Source organism: Methylorubrum thiocyanatum (assembly GCA_014138645.1).
Lineage (GTDB): Bacteria > Pseudomonadota > Alphaproteobacteria > Rhizobiales > Beijerinckiaceae > Methylobacterium > Methylobacterium thiocyanatum.
In genome coordinates this window covers 358,586-377,245 of the sequence record JACJIB010000005.1, presented here as the reverse complement: position 1 = coordinate 377,245, position 18,660 = coordinate 358,586, and the positions used below count along the sequence as shown (strand labels likewise).

18 protein-coding genes are annotated in these 18,660 nt (G+C 66.2%); 8 read left to right on the top strand and 10 right to left on the bottom strand.

All coding sequences use genetic code 11. The features are described from left to right. Positions 1-400: 400 nt before the first annotated feature. Positions 401-742 carry an avidin/streptavidin family protein gene (locus tag HNR51_RS16235; protein ID WP_210280075.1) on the top strand — a complete coding sequence of 114 codons (342 nt, stop codon included), beginning with the start codon at positions 401-403 and terminating at the stop codon, positions 740-742. A gap of 52 nt (positions 743-794) precedes the next feature. Here the strand turns inward: HNR51_RS16235 and HNR51_RS16230 are convergent, their stop codons facing one another. The 5 genes from HNR51_RS16230 to HNR51_RS16210 all read right to left on the bottom strand — a co-directional run bounded on the left by HNR51_RS16230 (position 795) and on the right by HNR51_RS16210 (position 5,839). Continuing rightward, entirely contained in the window at positions 795-1,307 is a 513-nt protein-coding gene (locus HNR51_RS16230; protein WP_182555616.1) for a DUF2478 domain-containing protein, read from the bottom strand. A 404-nt stretch (positions 1,308-1,711) separates the two neighbouring features. After that, positions 1,712-2,701, bottom strand: a complete 990-nt coding sequence (locus tag HNR51_RS16225) for an SMP-30/gluconolactonase/LRE family protein (RefSeq protein WP_182555615.1) — start codon at positions 2,699-2,701, stop codon at positions 1,712-1,714. Between the two features lie 101 nt (positions 2,702-2,802). After that, on the bottom strand, positions 2,803-4,056 hold the full coding sequence (locus tag HNR51_RS16220; RefSeq protein WP_012455564.1) for a DUF2325 domain-containing protein: 1,254 nt from the start codon (positions 4,054-4,056) through the stop codon (positions 2,803-2,805). Positions 4,057-4,148: 92 nt separating this feature from the next. Then, positions 4,149-4,493 (bottom strand): winged helix-turn-helix domain-containing protein, encoded by a 345-nt coding sequence (locus HNR51_RS16215; RefSeq protein WP_012455565.1) that lies wholly within the window; start codon positions 4,491-4,493, stop codon positions 4,149-4,151. A gap of 95 nt (positions 4,494-4,588) precedes the next feature. After that, positions 4,589-5,839, bottom strand: a complete 1,251-nt coding sequence (locus HNR51_RS16210) for a molybdopterin molybdotransferase MoeA (RefSeq protein WP_012455566.1) — start codon at positions 5,837-5,839, stop codon at positions 4,589-4,591. A 139-nt stretch (positions 5,840-5,978) separates the two neighbouring features. Between HNR51_RS16210 and HNR51_RS16205 the strand changes: the two genes are divergently transcribed. From HNR51_RS16205 to HNR51_RS16185, 5 genes are all read left to right on the top strand, one after another. Then, positions 5,979-7,034 (top strand): NAD(P)-dependent alcohol dehydrogenase, encoded by a 1,056-nt coding sequence (locus HNR51_RS16205; RefSeq protein WP_182555614.1) that lies wholly within the window; start codon positions 5,979-5,981, stop codon positions 7,032-7,034. Between the two features lie 36 nt (positions 7,035-7,070). Then, positions 7,071-7,868 (top strand): molybdate ABC transporter substrate-binding protein, encoded by a 798-nt coding sequence (modA, locus tag HNR51_RS16200; RefSeq protein ID WP_012455567.1) that lies wholly within the window; start codon positions 7,071-7,073, stop codon positions 7,866-7,868. Continuing rightward, entirely contained in the window at positions 7,865-8,557 is a 693-nt protein-coding gene (gene modB, locus HNR51_RS16195; protein WP_012455568.1) for a molybdate ABC transporter permease subunit, read from the top strand. Before modA ends, modB begins: the two co-directional genes overlap by 4 nt. A 27-nt stretch (positions 8,558-8,584) precedes the next feature. After that, positions 8,585-9,661 carry a molybdenum ABC transporter ATP-binding protein gene (gene modC, locus HNR51_RS16190; RefSeq protein ID WP_012455569.1) on the top strand — a complete coding sequence of 359 codons (1,077 nt, stop codon included), beginning with the start codon at positions 8,585-8,587 and terminating at the stop codon, positions 9,659-9,661. 159 nt (positions 9,662-9,820) lie between these two features. Beyond that, positions 9,821-10,030 carry a TOBE domain-containing protein gene (locus HNR51_RS16185; RefSeq protein WP_012455570.1) on the top strand — a complete coding sequence of 70 codons (210 nt, stop codon included), beginning with the start codon at positions 9,821-9,823 and terminating at the stop codon, positions 10,028-10,030. 313 nt (positions 10,031-10,343) lie between these two features. Here HNR51_RS16185 and HNR51_RS16180 read toward each other — a convergent pair whose 3' ends face one another. The 4 genes from HNR51_RS16180 to HNR51_RS16165 all read right to left on the bottom strand — a co-directional run bounded on the left by HNR51_RS16180 (position 10,344) and on the right by HNR51_RS16165 (position 14,913). Beyond that, entirely contained in the window at positions 10,344-11,816 is a 1,473-nt protein-coding gene (locus HNR51_RS16180; RefSeq protein WP_182555613.1) for a hypothetical protein, read from the bottom strand. Beyond that, on the bottom strand, positions 11,813-12,763 hold the full coding sequence (locus tag HNR51_RS16175; protein ID WP_012455573.1) for a hypothetical protein: 951 nt from the start codon (positions 12,761-12,763) through the stop codon (positions 11,813-11,815). The genes HNR51_RS16180 and HNR51_RS16175 overlap by 4 nt, the downstream gene beginning before the upstream one ends. A 508-nt stretch (positions 12,764-13,271) precedes the next feature. Then, complete coding sequence (locus HNR51_RS16170; RefSeq protein WP_012455574.1) at positions 13,272-14,579, bottom strand: type II toxin-antitoxin system HipA family toxin; 1,308 nt, start codon at positions 14,577-14,579, stop codon at positions 13,272-13,274. Further along, positions 14,569-14,913 (bottom strand): helix-turn-helix domain-containing protein, encoded by a 345-nt coding sequence (locus tag HNR51_RS16165; protein ID WP_012455575.1) that lies wholly within the window; start codon positions 14,911-14,913, stop codon positions 14,569-14,571. Before HNR51_RS16165 ends, HNR51_RS16170 begins: the two co-directional genes overlap by 11 nt. An 817-nt stretch (positions 14,914-15,730) precedes the next feature. Between HNR51_RS16165 and HNR51_RS16160 the strand changes: the two genes are divergently transcribed. Both HNR51_RS16160 and HNR51_RS16155 read left to right on the top strand, forming a co-directional pair. Then, positions 15,731-17,890: an AAA family ATPase gene (locus HNR51_RS16160; RefSeq protein ID WP_182555612.1), complete on the top strand. Its 2,160-nt coding sequence runs from the start codon at positions 15,731-15,733 to the stop codon at positions 17,888-17,890. Continuing rightward, a complete protein-coding gene (locus HNR51_RS16155) occupies positions 17,890-18,084 on the top strand; it encodes a hypothetical protein (protein WP_182555611.1) in 195 nt (64 codons plus the stop codon). Before HNR51_RS16160 ends, HNR51_RS16155 begins: the two co-directional genes overlap by 1 nt. A 181-nt stretch (positions 18,085-18,265) precedes the next feature. On the opposite strand, the gene HNR51_RS16150 is transcribed toward HNR51_RS16155, so the two are convergent. Further along, entirely contained in the window at positions 18,266-18,538 is a 273-nt protein-coding gene (locus HNR51_RS16150; protein WP_129545740.1) for a hypothetical protein, read from the bottom strand. Positions 18,539-18,660 lie beyond the last annotated feature (122 nt).

The window sequence follows — 18,660 nt, the reverse complement described above, 5'->3', positions numbered from 1 at the left end:
CCGTCAGCGGGGCGATGAGGTGATCATGCTGATTGCGATCTTCGTTGTAATAGCAGTCCCCATGCTGTTCCTATATTCTGCCGGGGTATATGAGAAATCGAAAGGCAGAAATATTTTTTGAAACGAACTGATGCGAATATATCTAATAAAAACAAGCCTGCTTTAATCCGGCTTCATCAGGAGTATGGGGTTGGGCTGACTTGAGACGACATGGCAGCATCCAGCTCCCGCGAGTATGTGCCTCATCGGACATCCTGCATCTGCAGCCCACCCGTGCACAGGGCGCAGCGGGGAAAGGGCGACAGGAAGAATCATCCGCTATATATCGATACGTATAACGATATTCGATCGCAGCCGCCAGGCGTGACGGACAGGCGTACAGACAGAGGTGAGGAAGCCGATGTTCGAGGGCCGCTGGCGCAATGAATGTGGTGCCGAGATCCACTTGTTACAGTATGGCGAAGCAATATCGGGAACTTACACGCCAAGCCGAGCTGAGCTTGTAGCACCATGCCGGGGTCGCATTCTTGTTGGCTCTGCTGAAGGCGAGTTGATTGGCTTCGTGACGAGTTCATCCGCGCCCGGCACGGTTACCAGTTGGACCGGGCGACTTCTGCAGACGCCTGATCTAACAAAACCTGAAATACACCTCGTCTACCATGTCGTTGAACGCGTCACGAATGATCTGGATATTTCGCGATCGAAAGAGGTCAGATCCGCTGTTTTTTGTAAATACGAATGATGACTCTTTGCGGCTTGACGAGTAAACGAAGGCAAGAAGTCACAAATTTTTCCTAGATCTTGTAATCTTTGGCCTCACGCATTGACTGCCACGCTTCGATTGCGGCCTCTTCCGGAGCAGAGAAGCTGGAAAGCGGACCGGCAAAACACTGCCATGCTTCCACGAAACTCGGCGCAACCGCTGTCACGATAGGTTTCTCCGCCACGATCGCCGCTGAAAAGGCTGCGATCAGGCCGCTGCGGGCCGCTTCGAGCTTGCCGAACTTGCTGATCACCACGAGATCGCAACCAGCGGCGATTTGGCGGCATAAACTCTCGCAAGCCTCGATAATCCCCGAACCGCAAAGCCGGCAGGCTCCGGAGCCGGATCCCAATTCCTGGTAGATCGCGTACTGCGCACCGGTCGCGAGATCCTCAAGCCGATGTCCGATTCCGTCAGACGAAGGAACTTCGACAACACCGACGATCCGTCGCCCGGCATGATTCCAACGCCGGGCGCTGGTCAGTAGGAGCGACTGGATCGTAGGATTCGACGCCCCCGTCAGGGCCAGGATCGGCGTTGCCATGCCGTTCGCTCTCCGCGTCGAGCCTGTTATCCGCTGTCGGGCGCTCGCGTCCCTATCCTCACCTACGCCAGTCGATCACGGCATGAAAGCGGCGCACCCTATGGGAAGGGTGCGCCGGAGGATCACTCGCTTGTCTCAGGAACGAGCTGGAGATCAGGCAATCTCGGACCGGCCGGCATCGCTATAGTATTTTGGATACAGCGGTTGCTCTCCGGCGTGGCCGTGCCGCCGGATCGGCGGACGCCGAGAGGGCCCGACCGCCGAGACAGAGGCTGACGCCGCCGTCAGCACCGGCTTATCGACATCTCCGCGGGAGGGAAGCGCATCGGTCCGGTCCCGCTCGCTGACGGATGTCCCGCCGGAAGCCGCCGGAGCATTCAGCCTCTTCCTTGGACGAACGAAGGTCAGGGAGATTTCAAGGGGATCGCGTGGAGGCGGAAGGGGAGATCGGGCCCCGCCCCCTTCTTCGCCGGATCCGTCAGGGCGGCGAGTTGACCGACCGTGATCCAGGCCGTGTTCCCGACCTTCGTCACACCGGTGACGCCGCCGGCGATGTTGTCCTTCAACGGCTCGATCCGAGCGGCATCCCCCTCCACCGTGATGCGGTCGAGCCGGCCACCGCCTTCCGCCATGAGGAAGCTGCCATCCTCCAGAGGCCGGAGCCCATCGGCGAGGACGACCACGCGCGATGGCGTCAGCGGTGTCACCGCGCCGGCCACGCCGTCCGTGACAGCAATCCGGAATAGCTCGGCCTTTGTGTAGGTGTTGACGTAGAGGTGCCCGTCCTTGCCGAAAGCAATGCCGTCGAGCCCGGCCTCTTTGCCCTCCGGCGCGAAGAGCGGATCGCTCTTCCAGACCTCCAGTGTTCCGCTGCCCGGCTTGAGCCGCAGGATCTGCGGACCCAGCGTATTGGTGACGTAGGCTGCCCCGTCCGGTCCGATCGTGATGTCGTTGCAGATCGCCGGGCTGACCGGAAACGGGGCGCTGATCCTGCCCTCGCCGGTCGTCAGGTCGAAACCCTTGAGAGCTGCGCCCTTCACCTCGCTCGGTCCCTTGACGCCGAGGGCTGAGAGATCGTTCGAGCAGACCCAGAGGATGCCGCTCTTTTCGTCGGCGAGGACGCCGAAGGTCGAGCGGGTCTCGAAAGCGCCCGGCTTGATCCAGATTTCGGCCTCGGCACCGGGCCGCACGCGTAGCACACCGCCGCTGGCGAAGCTGCTGACATAGAGCGTGCCGTCCGCCGTCGAGGTGATGCTCTCGGGATAGGCGGCATCGCCAGGGAGGGGGATACTCTCCGGCGCCGCGGAGAGAGTGTTGGCGGCACCGCCGATGCTGCCGGCCAGAACGGGAATGAGGAGCGGGATCAGCCGCTTCCATGCCGGAGAACGTGTCATGCGATCTCTTGCTACCATGCGGAGCGGGGTTCCTGTTCGGTCTGCGGAGGGACGAGCGCGAAAGCCGTCCTCCTCGCGCCGGCTCGAACGGCATGCCGATGTCAGGCGAGGGTCGGCCGCGCGTCAGGAGCCGTCACGGCGTTGACGAAGCTCGCCAGACTGGCGCTGCGGACAGGCTTGAAGGCCTTGCTCCCCGCCTCGCAGTAGCGCTTGACCAAGCCGGTCGCCTCGTGGCTGACGCACTCGACCGGGAAGAGGACGAGGTCGCTCCGGCTTACGAGGCCCGGCAGCAGCGCGATGTTGTCGTCGATGCCGCCGTCGTGGCTGAGCAGGTGGCCGTCCCGCTGCTCGACGAACCGGCGCAGGCGGGCGACCTGGCGGGGGCGCCCGCCGACATAGAGCAGCGTGCGCCCCGTGAACTGCCCGTCGTCGCGCCGCGAATCCGGACGTTCCGTCTCTCGATCGTCGCAGAGCAGGCGCTCGACGGCGGCCAGTTCCGCCTCGGCGGCTTGCCGCTGCGCCGTCTCGGCTTCCAGATCGAGGCTGAGCTTGGTCGAGGCGCGCATCAGCACGGCGACCTTCTCCTCCAACGCCTCGGCATGGGCGCTTTCGCGAGCGAGCCTGATCTCCAGACCCTGCATGGTCTCGCGTACCGCTTCGTCAGGCTTCGTCACCGTGACGCGCGTGGCGAACTGCAGCGCCTCCGACTCGCGCTGGCGGGCGCTGAGCGTATCCCGCTGCTCGGCGAGTTCGTGGATCCGGGCCTCCTGCGCCGCGATCCGCTCCTCCCGCTCCGCGAGATCGACCTCAAGCTGGCGCAGTCGCCGGATGTCGGCGCGGTTCGACTGGCCAACGAGGTGCGAGAGCATGTGCACCTCGCCGAAGATATCCTGCACCAGGGTCCAGTCGGTGGCGGGATGGGTCATCGCAGCCCAGTAGGCACCGGGGATTTCACCGCGCTCCAGCGACTCGCGCCAGAGGGCGCGCACGTCATCGACGGTGCGGGCCCTGTCGAAGCGGCGGATCTCCCGCTCATGCCGGCGGTCGAGCATCTTCTGCAGCAGCTTCCCGCCCCCGTCCTTGCGCCGGGCGAGATGGACGACCTCACCGTGCAGCCGGTGTTCGCTCATCGTACGCGCCGCGGCGATGCCGAGCTTGGCGAGCAGCGAGCGGCCGTCGGCCGTGCTCAGGCAGGTGCCGACGATGGAGCAGTGGAGCGTCTCGGCCAGTTCCCAGATCCGGTCCCTCGGCCTCTCCGCCGCCACGACGGCCTCGGGTGACAGGGGCGCGGGGCGTCCGATGCTCGATTTCAGGGCGAGCAAGGCGGGTCCATCCGGGTGAGAGCCGTGCGCCACGGGCGACTCCGTGCGAGTGCTATATCCAATCAGATATAGCGATAGTGGCGCAGAATGGGCGCGATGGCCAGAGCCATTCCGAGCTGATGATCCTACGGGGCCGGATCGGCCGGTTGGGTCAGGCGGGCGAGGAACGGAGCGGCCGCCTTCTCCGCGGCGCGCTCGATCGCCCGGTAATGCGCGACGACATCGGTGCCGAAGGCCGAGAGCCGGGCGCCGCCGCCCGCCTTGCCGCCGATCTGCGCCTCGATCACCGGGCGTCCGAAGCCCTTGTTCATGTCCTCGACGAGGAGCCAGGCGCGGCGGTAGGACATGCCCAGCGCCCGGCCCGCTGCGGAGATCGAGCCATGCTCGGCGATCGCTTCGAGGAGCTGGACCTTGCCCGGCCCGATCCGCCAATCCGGTCCGAGATCGATACGGATGCTCAAGCGGGCCATCATTCTCCTCGCGCGGTTCGAACCGTTCTAAGCGTCTGCGCGGACGAAGACGAGGCCGGCTCATGGGAGCCGAGCCCGGCGGATGCCTCTCCCCTTTAGAAGCCGGGGCTGAGATCGAAGCGGAGGATCGCGACCGGATCGCCCGGCGCGGCTGGAGGCGCATCCGCCGGGCGCACGGCGAGGGCGTCGGCGAGGGCCAACTCAGACAGCATCGCGTTGTCCTGCTCCGCCATAACGGAAAACGTCGGCGCCCCCTGCTCATCACGGCCGAGTTGCCCCCGCAGGAAGGTCGTGCGCGGCCCCGTTGCCGGCAACGCCGTCGCCAGGACGGCGCGCTCGGGTGACGGCGCCGCCCATTCCGTCCCTGACAGCCGCGCCATCGCCGGCTTGAGGAAGAGGAGCGCACTGACGAGAGCCGCCACGGCATTTCCGGGCAGCCCCAGGACCGGGAGCGGCCCGAGATGCCCGAACAAGGTCGCCTTCCCCGGCCGCATGCGGACCTTTCGGAAGGCCGGCTCGAAGCCCAGGCCGGCCATGGCCGGGCTCAGCAGGTCGAAGTCTCCGACCGATGCCCCGCCCGAGGTGACGAGGAGATCGATTCCCTCCGTTGCGAGCACCCGTGACAGGGTGACGGAAAGGGTAGCGCTGTCGTCCGGCGCGATGCCGAGATCGAGCGGCACCCCGCCCCAGGCCCGGACCAGCGCCTTCAGGGCCGGACGGTTGGCGTCGAGGATCTGATTCCCCGGCCCTTCCGCGAAGGCGCGCGACAGTTCGTTCCCGGTCGAGAGGACGGCGACGCGCGGCCAACGATGAACGCGGATCTCCGCATGGCCCGCGGCGGCGGCAAGGCCAATATCGCGGGCGCTCAGGCGCTTCCCGAGACGGGTGACGGGCGCGCCCAGGCAAAAGTTGCTGCCGGCAGCGCGGATGTGCCGGTTGGGCGCGGCGCCCGGCAGGATGCGCACGCGCTCACCAACGGCCTCGGTCAACTCCTGGACGACGACCGTATCGGCCTGGGGCGGGATCGGCGCGCCGGTGAAGATCCGCCGGCAGGTCCCCGGTGCGAGCGGCGGACCGATCGGATCACCAGCCCTCACCACGCCCGCGCAATCCATGAGGGCGCCGGCCTCGGCCCAGCGCAAGGCGTAGCCGTCCATCGCTGCGACCGCGAAGGGAGGAGCGTCGAGGCGCGCCGTCAACGCCTCGGCGCAGATGCGGCCGACAGCGTCATCGAGCGGAATGCGCTCGCTGCCGACCGCGTTCAGGCCCTGCCCCATCCGCACGAGAGCCTCGGCGATCTCCGGCATGTCGATGGTCGCGTTCGCGGCGGTGGTCGGTGTCTGCACGTGGGCTCCTCGGCGCATCCGGTCTGCCGGGAATAGCCGATCGGCCCTGGTCGAAGCTATGCCTCGCTGTATATAGCGCACCCGGGGGTTGGACGCCGGCCCGGCTCGCCCGGGCGCCGTCATCGCGAAAGACACGCGCATGTTCACCTGCACGGGCTATGCGGCCACCAGCGCCGATACGAGGCTGGAACCCTTTGCCTTCGAGCGTCGCGATCCGCGCGCCGACGACGTCGAGATCGAGATCGTCTATTGCGGCGTCTGCCACTCCGATCTGCATCAGGCCCGCAACGAATGGCGTAACACGCTCTACCCGTGCGTGCCGGGCCACGAGATCGTCGGCCGCGTCACACGCGTCGGTGCGGAGGTCAGGGACTTCAAGCCCGGCGACCTCGCCGCGGTGGGCTGCATGGTCGATTCCTGCCGCACCTGCACCGCCTGCCGCGAAGGTCTTGAGCAGTATTGCGAGCCGGGCTTCACCGGGACCTATAACGGTCCGGAGCAAGGCACCGGCGCCAACACATTCGGCGGCTATTCAAGCCACATCGTCGTTGACCGGCACTTCGTGCTGCACGTGCCGGAAGGGCTCGATCTGGCGGGCGTCGCACCACTCCTGTGTGCGGGCGTCACCACGTGGTCGCCCCTACGCCGCTGGGGTGCGGGCCCCGGCAAGAAGGTCGGCATCGTCGGGCTGGGCGGCCTCGGCCATATGGGCGTGAAGCTCGCCCACGCCCTAGGCGCGCATGTGGTGCTGTTCACGACCTCCCCCGGCAAGGAGGCGGATGCGCGCCGGCTCGGGGCCGACGAAGTGGTGATCTCGAAGGACGCCGAGCAGATGGGCCGGCACGCCGAGAGCTTCGACCTGATCGTCGATACGGTCGCGGCCCAGCACGACATCAACGCCTATCTCGGCCTGCTCAAGCGTGACTGCACGCTGGTGCAGGTCGGCGCGCCGGAAAAGCCTCTCGACGTGAACGTCTTCAGCGTGATCTGGCGCCGTCGCAACTTCGCCGGCTCGCTCATCGGCGGCATCGCCGAGACGCAGGAGATGCTCGATTTCTGCGGCAAGCACGGCATCACCGCCGACATCGAGATGATCCCGATCGATCAGATCGAGACCGCCTACAGCCGCATGCTGAAGAGCGACGTGAAGTACCGCTTCGTCATCGACATGGCGAGCCTGCCCAAGGCCGCCTGATCCCTTCCCCCGCGTTCGACACAGGATCTCTCCCGTATGGCCCTACTCACCCGCACGCGTTTCCTGGCCGGCCTCGTCGCCGTCACCCTTGCGGGAGCGTTCCCCGCGACGGCCGCGGAGGCGCCGACCGTCTTCGCCGCCGCGAGCCTGAAGAACGCCCTCGACGACATCGCCGGAAGCTACGCCAAGGAAGGCAAGCCGGCCCCGAAGGTTTCGTATGCGGCCTCGAACACGCTGGCCAAGCAGATCGAACAGGGCGCCCCCGCCGACCTGTTCTTCTCGGCCGATCTCGACTGGATGGACTATCTCGCCAAGAAGGATCTCATCCAGCCCGACACGCGGGTGAGCCTTCTGGCCAACAGCATCGTGCTGATCGCTCCAAAGGACTCCAAGGCGGAAGTGAAAATGGGGCCGGGCCTCGATCTCACGGCGGCGCTGGGCACCGGCAAGCTTGCCATGGGCAATGTCGAGGCGGTGCCCGCCGGCAAATACGGCAAGTCGGCGCTGGAGAAGCTCGGTGGCTGGGCGGGTGTGAAGGACCGGATCGCGCAGGCCGAGAGCGTGCGCGCCGCCCTGCTTCTCGTCTCGCGCGGCGAGGCGCCGCTCGGCATCGTCTACGCCACCGACGCGGCAGCCGATGCGAATGTGAAGATCGTCGCTACCTTCCCCGCCGAAAGCCACCCGGCGATCGTCTACCCGGTCGCGATCACCAAGGATTCGCGCAACCCGGACGCGTCCGCCCTCCTGGCCTATCTGCGCGGCCCCACCGCCAAGGCTGCCTTCGAGAAGCAGGGCTTCACCGTGCTGAACCGCTCGGCCACAGCCGCGCAGTGACGGACTGGCTCACGCCTGACGAGTGGGCTGCGCTGCGTCTCAGCCTGCTCGTCGCGGCCACCGGCACGCTGGCGAGCCTGCCGCCGGGTATCGGGATCGCCTACCTGCTCGCCAGGAGGAGGTTCTGGGGCAAGTCCATGCTCGACATGGTCGTGCACCTGCCGCTCGTCCTGCCCCCCGTTGTGACAGGCTATTTACTGCTGCTCGGTTTCGGCCGACGTGGCCTGTTTGGCGCATGGCTCGCTGAAATCGGCATCGTGTTCTCGTTTCGCTGGACGGGGGCGGCGCTCGCTTGCGCCGTGATGGGCTTTCCGCTGTTGGTGCGGGCGCTCCGCCTCTCCATCGAGGCGGTCGACCGGCGACTGGAACAAGCAGCGGCGACGCTCGGCGCCAATCCGCTTCAGGTCTTCGTGCGCGTCACGCTGCCGCTGATTCTCCCTGGGGTCATCGCTGGCATGGTGCTCGCCTTCGCCAAGGCGATGGGCGAGTTCGGCGCGACCATCACCTTCGTCTCCAACATCCCCGGCGAAACCCAAACCTTGCCGTCGGCGATCTACACCCTGACCCAGATCCCCGGTGGTGAAGCTGGAGCGATGCGGTTGACCTTGATCTCGATCATCGTCTCCATGGCAGCTCTGCTGATGTCCGAGTTGCTCGCCCGCGGCGTCGCCCGACGGCTCGCGGCATGACGGCCCGACCATGAGCGCAATTCACCCATGAGGGGCCTTTCGGTCGCGGTTGAGCATCGGCAGGGGGCGTTTCGGTTGGAGGCTGCCTTCGAGGCTGAGGGGGGCGTCACGGCCCTGTTCGGGCGCTCGGGCTCGGGCAAGACCACGCTCATCAACGTCGTCGGCGGCCTGCTGCGGCCGGAGCGCGGGCGGGTCGTCCTCGACGGCGAGATGCTGGTAGACACCGAGGCGCGCCGCTTCGTGCCGCCGCATCGCCGCCGCATCGGCTACGTCTTCCAGGAGAGCCGGCTGTTCCCGCATCTCGACGTGCGTGCGAACCTCCTGTTCGGGCGCCGCCTGGCGCGTGGGACCGATGGGATCAGCTTCGACGATGTAGTCGACCTGCTTGGCATTGTGCCCTTGCTCGCCCGGCACGCGGCCGGCCTTTCCGGTGGCGAGCGCCAGCGGGTGGCGATTGGTCGTGCACTGCTGGCGCGGCCCCGACTGCTTCTGATGGATGAGCCGCTTGCCGCCCTCGACGTGGCACGCAAGGCGGAGATCCTCCCGTTCCTGGAGCGGCTGCGGGATCTCGGGATACCGATTCTCTACGTGTCACACGCGTTGTCCGAGGTTGGTCGGCTCGCCGATCGCATCGTGGTGATGGAGGACGGCCACGTCGCCGCCGCGGGACCGGTCGACGAGGTGAGCGCGCGCCTCGACGTTGCGGCGCTGCGCAGCGCCCGCGAGGCCGGTGCCATACTCACGGCAAGAGTCGAGGCGCACGATCCCGGCTTCGCGCTGACACAGGTCGTGACGGAGGCCGGGCCGCTGTACGTGCCTTTGCTCGAGCGCCCGGTGGGTGCATCCCTGCGTATCCTGGTCTCGGCCCGCGACGTGACGCTCAGCCTGTATCCGCCCAAAGGGACGAGTGCGCTCAATGTGCTGGCAGGCCACGTGGCCGAAATGGGCGCAGAGGTAGCCGGCGATCCGACAATGGAGGTGCGCCTTGTATGCGGCGGTGCGAGCCTCGTCGTTCGGCTGACCCGTCGATCACTCGCCGAGATGGACTTGCATCCGGGCACATCCGTTTACGCTGCCGTAAAAAGCGTCGCCTTGCTTGACTGACCCTCCTGGTTTGGAGACTAGCGGTCAGCGGTTCGTCCGCGGCCTACCCGGCTCGACCGCTTCGCATTTTGCAGACAGAAAAGGCGCACTCGTGTAGGTCTGCTCCGTCCAGAACTCCCGGCTGTAAAGCCAGGACGCAACGCTTATAAAGGAATGTCCATGCAGATCAGTGCGCGCAACGCCTTCAAGGGCAAGATCGTTCACGTTGAGAAAGGCGCGACCACTGCTGTTGTGAAGATTGAGGTCTCCCCCGGACAGGTCGTTACGGCGTCGATCACCAATGAAGCGGTCGACACCCTCAAGCTCGCGGTCGGGGGCGAGGCCTACGCCGTGATCAAGGCGTCTGACGTGATGGTGGCAGTCGACTGAAACGTGGACGAGCGCCGTGTCACAGCGGCGCTCTCAGTTCTTTTAATTCACTTGGGACCAGGTACACTCGGGGGTGAGCGTGTCCCGAGTCCAATGTCGTTATCACCAGCCTGGGGCAGTGCTATCGGCATGAAGAGGGCAAGATCCAACTTCAGCTAAGGCGCCTTAGTTGCCCGGCTAAATCCACTTGATGGCGCTAGACCACGAGGATCAGAAACGGCTGTCAGAGTGAGGATCGCCACGCTGACCGGGAAGGAGGTCGGTGAGGATACTGCGACCCGCTACCTGCAGGACTGATCGGTGGCGACCAGCGCTACCGGCGCGAACCCTCCACGCGCTTGGACACCGTGTTGACAGCGCTTCCGACGCGGTCAAAGGGCTCGTCGGCCATCGGCTGTAGTTCCGGGGGGTACACGAGGGATCGGCGCTGCCCCCCCTCGATCAGCTCGGCATCCACGCGGCCCGCGTTGGCCACATAGTGTAGTCCGTCGATACGCAGCGCATCGGCCCATCGGGCGACGCGCTCTAGGTTATCCCGGTCGAAGAACTCAACCGCATCGAGCAAGGAATCTCGCACCCGTAGAACGCGCGTCACGAGTTCCCGTGCGTTGCGCGTCACCCCGAGCAGGTCTCGTCGCGTCGTCGGCGTCCGCGGCATGGCCAGGAACGCGTCCACGAGCGGAAGCACTTCCCTCATGGCTTGGCCGAGCGCCGGGGAATTCGAGAAAAGCACGCTGCCCCTAAGAGTGCCGAGCGCGCGGGCCTCGCGCTTCCTCAGCGGGCTTTTGTCGACCGTCGGGGCGCGGCCGCCTTTCGCATGGAACTGAGCACGCTCACGCTCGCCGAGGCCGGTGTACCATGCGCGCGCTTCCTGCTCGCGCTCCCGGCGCCTTTCCTCGGCAGCGTAATCGCGTGCCTCGACAGTCACGGTCAGGACGCCGTCGTGGCGGGAGATGACTGACTTAATCGCCGAAACGAGCCCAGGGAAAAGCGTCCGCAAGTCGACCCTCAACGCGTCGAACGCCCGGACCGCCGGGTTCTTCGGCAGCCCCGCGATCCAATCGCGATGGGCGCGCAACGTGTCTGCGAGATCGCGGATCACCCGAAGATAGGATCCGCGCTCCTCAAGCCGCTCCCGGCCGGCGGTGAAGGACTGCCAGTTCCCCAGGCCGAAATGCTTGGCGCCGCACTCGTGGCCGATCAGGTAGCGTCGGTCCGCCTCGTCCCGGAAAATGTAGCCGCGCTTATGCCGATGCGCGAAGGCACACGCGACCATTGCTCCTACCTCGTACCGGCCCTCGTAGGTCAGCCACTGGTCTGCCGGTGGTGCCCCCTGCGTAAGGTTCTCCAACGCGAGCGGATCTGCGATGACGAACGTCCGGTCGACCAATTCTGCGTCGGAAAGGTCCGGGACGCGAACCTTTGTGTAGCCGCCCTCGGGCGGGACCGCCCGGGGCGCGCGGCCCCGCGCCGCGGGAGCAGGCGCAGCCCGCGCGGGCTTACGGCCAACCGCTGGGTCGAGCGTCGCACCATCCAGGATGGTCGTCGCATCGACCACCGCGGCCTCGAAACCTGTCGACCTGAGATCCGACCCGGTGAAATCGAACCCGCGGACATCCTCGCCCCCCAGGGGCCAACCCCGCAGGTCGCGGTGCCGGAAATCCGATGCAGGATCGAGCCCTCCGGCCGCCACCAGCGCCCAAAGCGTCACCTCGGTGGCGTCCCACACCGCGGCGACGCGGTCGAACGCTCCGGATGGGATGCCTACGGTGTCGAGCGTCGTCATGTGTCGTCCCCTTCGGGGCGCACCCGCTCAGGCGGGACGGCGAGGGACTGGACGGCGATCAGAAATTCGCCATCGGCGACTGGAAAGCCAGCGTCGCGTTGCGCCTCGCCGAGCGCCTTCGCCATGACGAGGCCTGCCACCCGCGCCCTGAGGTCCGCCTTCGCCGACACATGCTCCCTGGCCGCTTTCGACGACCGCTGGCGCAATGTGGCCTCTGCGCTCGTGCGGTCCGCCTCCGCGACGGGTCCGTCTGGACCGCGCACGAGGACGTGACCGAACGATGCCGAGACAGTGGCGGTGAGCACGACCGGCTGCGACGCATCCACCCTTCCGACAACACAAAGCTCGCGCACCTCACCGTCCTTGCCGCGCTCCTCCCCGAAATATGTGCCCTGGAGCCGGCCGTCATCCCTGCGGGCGTCGCCACGGGCCGGATCCCCGACCTGCCAGCGGTCTTGGCCGGACGTGACGATCAGGTCGACGACGGGCTCGCGCCTGACGACATCCTTCTTTTCTTCGTTCCTTTTGTCGGAGCGCTTGTAGCGACCCGCAATCAGTCCGATCAATGACGGCTTGACCGGATTCGCGTCGACCGAAGCCTCAATGCCGATGCCCGCGTCCCGCTCCCTTCCGCTGCTGAGCGTCTCCGTCCCGCTGATCTCGAAGCTTCCCTTACCGAGCCGGTGCTCGTAGCGGGAATGGGTCGCCACCTCGCAGTTCTCGCGCTCCAGGGCCACGTGGCAGGCGCGCATGGAGATGGCGTAATCCCGTCCCGCGATGCGCAGGGCGGCCGTGCCGCAACTGAGTTCGAAGTCGACCCTCATCGCGTTGCAGGGCTCGCCCTGGCGGATGTTCACGCCAACGCCCGCGAGATGGTGCAAACCTCTGGCATGGGTCGGCCCGACCTTCTCGACGCGCGAAACGGCCCCCTGCGCCTCCAGGTCCATTGCGGCTCGTTTACGGATGCGTAACGTCATGGGCACGGCAAGGACGGGTCGGGACGCAGCATCTTCAGCATATTACAGGAACGTTCCACGAACGAGAGCCCGGCATCGCTGTCGACAGGAATTTGGCAGGTGTCTCGCCCGGGAAGCGCGGCCGTATCCTCCTGTCAGCGAGACGCCCGACCCTGAGCGGCGCCACGACGGGCTTGGGACCCTAAGCCCAAGCGCGGTCCGCCTACGCCGTCCCGCCATCCCCCGACATCCCAGTCGGACGGGCAAATAACCGGCCGCCGATGCTCGCGAAACCAGGTGTAGGTTGCCAAAGCCAGCAGAGGCAGCCGTGCCCGACCCGTTCGCGCCACGCGACGGGCTTGCCGTTGAGGCCTTCGCGGATGGCGATGCAGGTCATGCCGTTCGTCCAGGTCCGCTGCCGCGCTCGACCGAGTCCGCACCGCCCCCCCGCATCCGCGGGGGCGCTCGGCGAGGCTCATCCCGCGATGCCCCGTCCCGCTCAGGGGCTCGGGAGGCTCGCTCCCGACGACGCGTCGTACTCGTCGTCGGGCCCATCGACCCACTGGAAGCCGGGATAGACAAACGCGCTCCTGATGCGCTCGCAATCGTCGGGCGACACGCCCGTCCCGCGACAGGCCGCGTACCATCGGTTCGAGACGGCCGTCCGCATGTCGTCGACGACGCGCGAAGCCTCCTCGCGATCGAGTCCGAAGCGCGCGCACTCCGTCAGAAGGTTGTCGCGGGTGCCCACGCGGCCGTGGCTGCCCACCTGCATGGCCAGCGTTCGCCCGTCCTGGGCCACCATCGGCGTCGGCACGAGATCGTAGGCCGGCGCGAGGCGCCAACCGCGTGCGTCCGCGATTAGCGCATGATTTCGAGGATGGTCGTCGACGTTCGAGATGAGGGCGTTGAAGGTCATCCGCCGGAACACCTCCCGGCGCGACGCGAGTTGGTCGATATCGGTGCGACGAAGTTCGTCGGCGAGGAGTGGGTAGGACCAGCGCGACCGGTCCGACGAGGTCTCGCTCGCATCCAGAAAGGTCACCGCACTGATCATCCGATGGCGGAGATAGCCGCCCTCGACACGTTCGCGGTCGAAGCGCTTGACGAACAGCACCGGCCGGCCGCCGACCTGGACCACCTTGGATCGCGCCGGCGACAGGCCGACCTCCGCCGCCAATTCGAGCATGGCATGTTCGACGCGCGGGTTGTCCCAGGCGTCGTCCGGTCGGCTGAACTTCGCCAGCCAAAGGCCCTCGTCATCCTCGACGACCGTCTTCGGCCGCGCCCCGCCCATCGACGTCCCCAAGAGTTGCAGCTTCTCGACCTGGCGGGTGACGGCTCGGTCGTCGCCCGCGCCCCCAGCCAACAGGACGTCGGCGGCGTCGAGCAGCTCGGGTAGCTGCAGCGTCCTGTTGAACTTCCGGAGCGGTGCGGGCGGCTCGGGGCTCAGGCCGAAGCCGAGCGCGCCGGCCCGATCGTCCGGGGAGTTCAAGAGATACCCCAACTCGTCGAGTTCGCCCCCGTACTCCCGTTCGATCACCAGCCGGCCCCAACGGTCGGGTGCCGCGTCGCGCAGAGACGGAAAGATGGGGCTCGCGCCGGCGTTTTGTCTGACGCTCCCGTCCAAGACTGCAAGTCGGGTCGGGTCGATGGCCACCCTTTCGGGTCGGGCGAGATAGGATTTGCCGTAGACGAAGCGCCCGACCTGGCCGCCGTCCCGCGTCGGCGCGACATCCAGTCGGCCGGCGACGACGGGATTCGTCCGGCCGGGCAGGGTGACGTAGACGTAGCAGCTAGAAGTCATTGCTCATGCCACCGAGGGACGAACGTGCACGGTGTCGGGACGAGGCGGATTCGAGCGCCTGCCCCTCCGCGTCGCGCTCCGGCGCCGCGAGGTCGGCCAGCTCCTTCGTCAACCCGTAGACCCAGAGAGCTGCCACGTAGGTGCCGGCCATGACGGCCGGGTCGCCGCGCTCGGCCTGCGCCAAGGTCGTGCGGTGGACGCCGATCCGACCTGCTACCTCTTCGAGGGTCATGTTTCTCCGGAGCCTAGCCGTCTTGAGGTTGGAGCCGAGTTCCTGGAGCGCCTTACCAGCCTCGTAGGGGATCGGGCTGCGCCGCCTGTCCATCACGCCCATGATAAATCCGTCGGTTCCGACTAACGCAAAACGACTTAACGTCAGCTATAACCGACACAGTCAGTTCTGACAAGGTGGACACGCTTTTTGGCGGCCACGAGCAACACAAAACGGGTTTATGTCGAGTGTGACCGACAAACGAGCTGCCTAATTGCCCTACGTGGTGGCCGGCCGCCCGGTGACCCGGGGAGTGCTGCCTCCCAGCTTTGGCGAGGCGACCCCGTGTCCCGGGAGTGGATACCGGAGCCGGGATCCGGGAGCGGCGGCCCACCGAAGGCGCGACCTGGCGGATGAGGGGGGCCGTCGCGTCTCATGTGGCACGACGTCAGCAGCGTCGGCCGACCAGCCTTGGGCGCGGCCATCACGACGACCTGATAGCCCAGAACATCCCTCACACAGCCCAAGAAGGGTACATAACCTTCAGGAGATACTCTCGGAGGTCAGGATGATCGCCGTAAGCGCCCCAACCGCTGACAGGCACTTCCGAACGCCCGCAAGCATCGCATCACCCAGACAAACGGCGTTTTGACACGACCAAGGTCGGAAGCGGCGTTTCGGGCCGCGCTCGCTAGCTGTCCGCAGATGGCGCAACACGGCCAAAGCACAAACACACCACCGCTGTGCAAAAGTCACTCCGCCTACTAGCAAACACGTTCTTGTTATGTTCGAATCCTGTCGTCGCCTATGAAGCAGGCGATCTCCAGATGCCGACGCCCGCAATGCGCTCAAACATCGAGCCAGCCGCGCCGCCTCCGCCCAATCCAGCACTGACGCTGACGGCTAAGCCCTCGCGTGGCTTGGCCGTGGGAGATCTCGCATGCTCGCTCCATCCTCTTTGCTTTCATCCACGGATCCGCGTCCCCATGACGGCGCATCCTCCGACCAACTCGCACGCGCCTTCCTGCAACAACTCGCCCAGGACGAACGCAAACGCCTCAAGGCCGACCAACGCTCCAACCCGTTCGGCTTCGAGGATGACGCTGTTCTCGACGAGAACGACGCCATCGAGCAGATCGTCATTCGCGATGAAGAGAACCGACCGGAGGCCACGCATGTGCCGGTTCCAGCAGATCTCGCGGCCGTGGCCGTGATACTCGCCCGCGCTATCGAGGCAGAGCCCGGTCTTGTTCGCCGGCTGCGCCGCGAGGCGCCCGTCGTCACGCTCGCCACGCACGTGATCGATCTTGTCGAACCTGTCCGCATCGTCGCGGAGAAGTGCCTGTTCCGGCCGGACACGAAGGTCGTAGAACTCTCGAGCGGGAGAGCCCGTGACCTGACCCGCAGAAATGCCGCCCTGTTCGTGTGCGATGGCGTCGGTCGCGATGCTCGGCCCGAGAAGGGCAACGATGTGATCGGCACCGCACTGCATGTGCGGGTGCCGATCGTCGGCATCGCACCCGATCCGAAGCGTCAGTTGCCGCGCGACCTGATGCGGTCGTCCGAACACAGGATCGCGTTGCCGTGCCTGGATCAGGCCGGCCTCGCCCTCGTGGTCGAAGCCGTTGTCGGCAGCCGGCCTTCGAAGAATATCGATCCCAATCTCCTCCGCATGATCGACATCGCCGATCTACCCGTCGCCTTCCGCCGAACGGCCACGCCCGATGGCTGCATCGCTGCGCTGGAACGGATCGTCGCTGCCAAGGCCGACTATCTGGTCGAGGGGCCTGCCCTGGAGGAGCTCGACGGTTATGGCGAGGCCAAGGAATGGGGCTTGGCAGCTGCAGCCGATCTGCAGGCCTATCGCGTCGGGCGGCTGCGCTGGGCGGAGTTCGACCATCGCGGTCTGCTGCTGTCGGGGCCTCCAGGTGTCGGCAAGACGAGCTTCGCCCGCGCGCTTGCCAAGTCCGCACGTGTGCCGCTGGTGGCGACTTCGGTCGCCGAATGGAACGCCGCCGACTACCTCTCCGGCACGCTCCAGGCGATCCGCAAGGTCTTCGCGCAGGCCAGGGCGCAGGCGCCGTGCATCCTGTTCATCGACGAGCTCGACGGCATCTCCGACCGCGGGCAGATCCGGGGCGAGTACGTGCAGTACTGGACCCAGATCGTGAACTTATTCTTGGAACTCCTGGCCGGGGTCGAGGAGCGGCCCGGTGTCGTGGTGGTGGCCGCCACGAACCATCCGGAGAAGATCGATCCCGCCGTGAAGCGGGCTGGGCGTCTCGATCGGGAGATCGCGGTCGGGAAGCCGGATACGTCCGCGCTCGTGCAGATTTTCCGACACCACCTCGGGAGGGAAGTCCTGCCGGACGCGCCGATGCTGCCGCTGGCGCTGGCCGCGCGCGGCATGACCGGCGCGGACGTGGAGGCCTTCGTCCGCCGCGCCAAGGGAACGGCGCGCCGCCACGGCCGGGCGGTGACCTCGGATGACGTGCTGGCCGAGATTCGGCAGGGACGCCGTCCGCTCCCGCCCACAGTCAGGCGCCGCGTCGCCGTCCATGAGGCAGGGCACGCGGTCGTTAGTCACGCCCTTGGCTTCGGTATGCTCATGGACGTCTCCCTGCACGACAATGGCGGGCAGGCCTGCCTGCAACTGGCTATGGAGGGAGCTGCGACCCTGCACGAGCTGGAGACGGCCATGGCGTCGCTCCTAGCCGGCCGGATCGCGGAGGAGATCGAACTCGGTGCAGGGTCGATCGGCGCAGGCTTCGGCGCGAACTCCGACCTCGCGATGGCGACGGCTATCGCACGCGACATCGAGTTGACATTCGGCCTCGGGCAACTCGGGAACGTGCATCTGGAGGCTGCGGCTGACACAGTCCTGATCGCGGGCGTTCTCCCGGCTGTCGTCGAGCGCCTACGGCACGCGAGCGAGCGAGCGCGAAGAATCCTAACTGAGCGCAGACCGGCACTACAGGCGCTCACAGGAATGCTCGAGGAAAGCGGCTACCTTTCTCGGGACGAGATCGACCTCGCGCTAAAGCCGGAGACAGACTGCGAATCCGATGTGTGTTCCACGACTGCCGCAGGGGTGTTGTGATGTTCGCGCTGATGACTGATGCCCCGGACTTGGGCGATCTGCAGCCGCTTTCCGACGCGATCGACTCGCTCTGCAAGATTCTCAAAAGCGATCGCGAGACCGTCATCGCTGGCTTAGCCGAGATCGTGCGGAAACGCGCGGAGTTCGAGGACCTCAGGATGATGTCGGTGGATCGTCGACGCACTCGACGATAGGCCTGTCATCCGAGCAACTGGACGACCAAGCAAATCTTCGCTGCGAAGCTAAACTGTCACCTTGGCGAAAGGAATGGCTAGAAAAGCTGGTTCGGTTCCGCCCTTATCCAGGGGCGGAGCCTCACCGGGAGGACATCCAGCCGGCACCATCTCCCGGCAAAGGGAGGACAAGTCAGGCGCGCTACTTCTTGCCGCGAGGAATGACGACGGGAGAGACCTTCACCTTGGGCGGAGTCTTCTTTTCAATCGCCTCCGTCGAGAGCTTCCGTCTTCTGATTTTTTGAACAACATCAATGGTATCGGCCGAGGAGGCGCGCGGTGACACGCCTGTGGCGGTCCTGCCTGGACGCTTCCCCTTGATTTCAACAGTGACCGTCCGCTGCCTCACGCTACGTGGGACTTCAGGAGGCTCTTCCTGCAATGGCTCGTCATCGGGCCTGTTCTTAAATCCCATGTGCGCGGATCCATCCGACCGTGCTCGCCGACACTCGCTTCGCTCCTATCGGACGGCGCTGTACAAGGCGTTACCGTTCCTTCGAGTGGCGACGTTCCAGCCGGATCTGAAGGTACGACTTT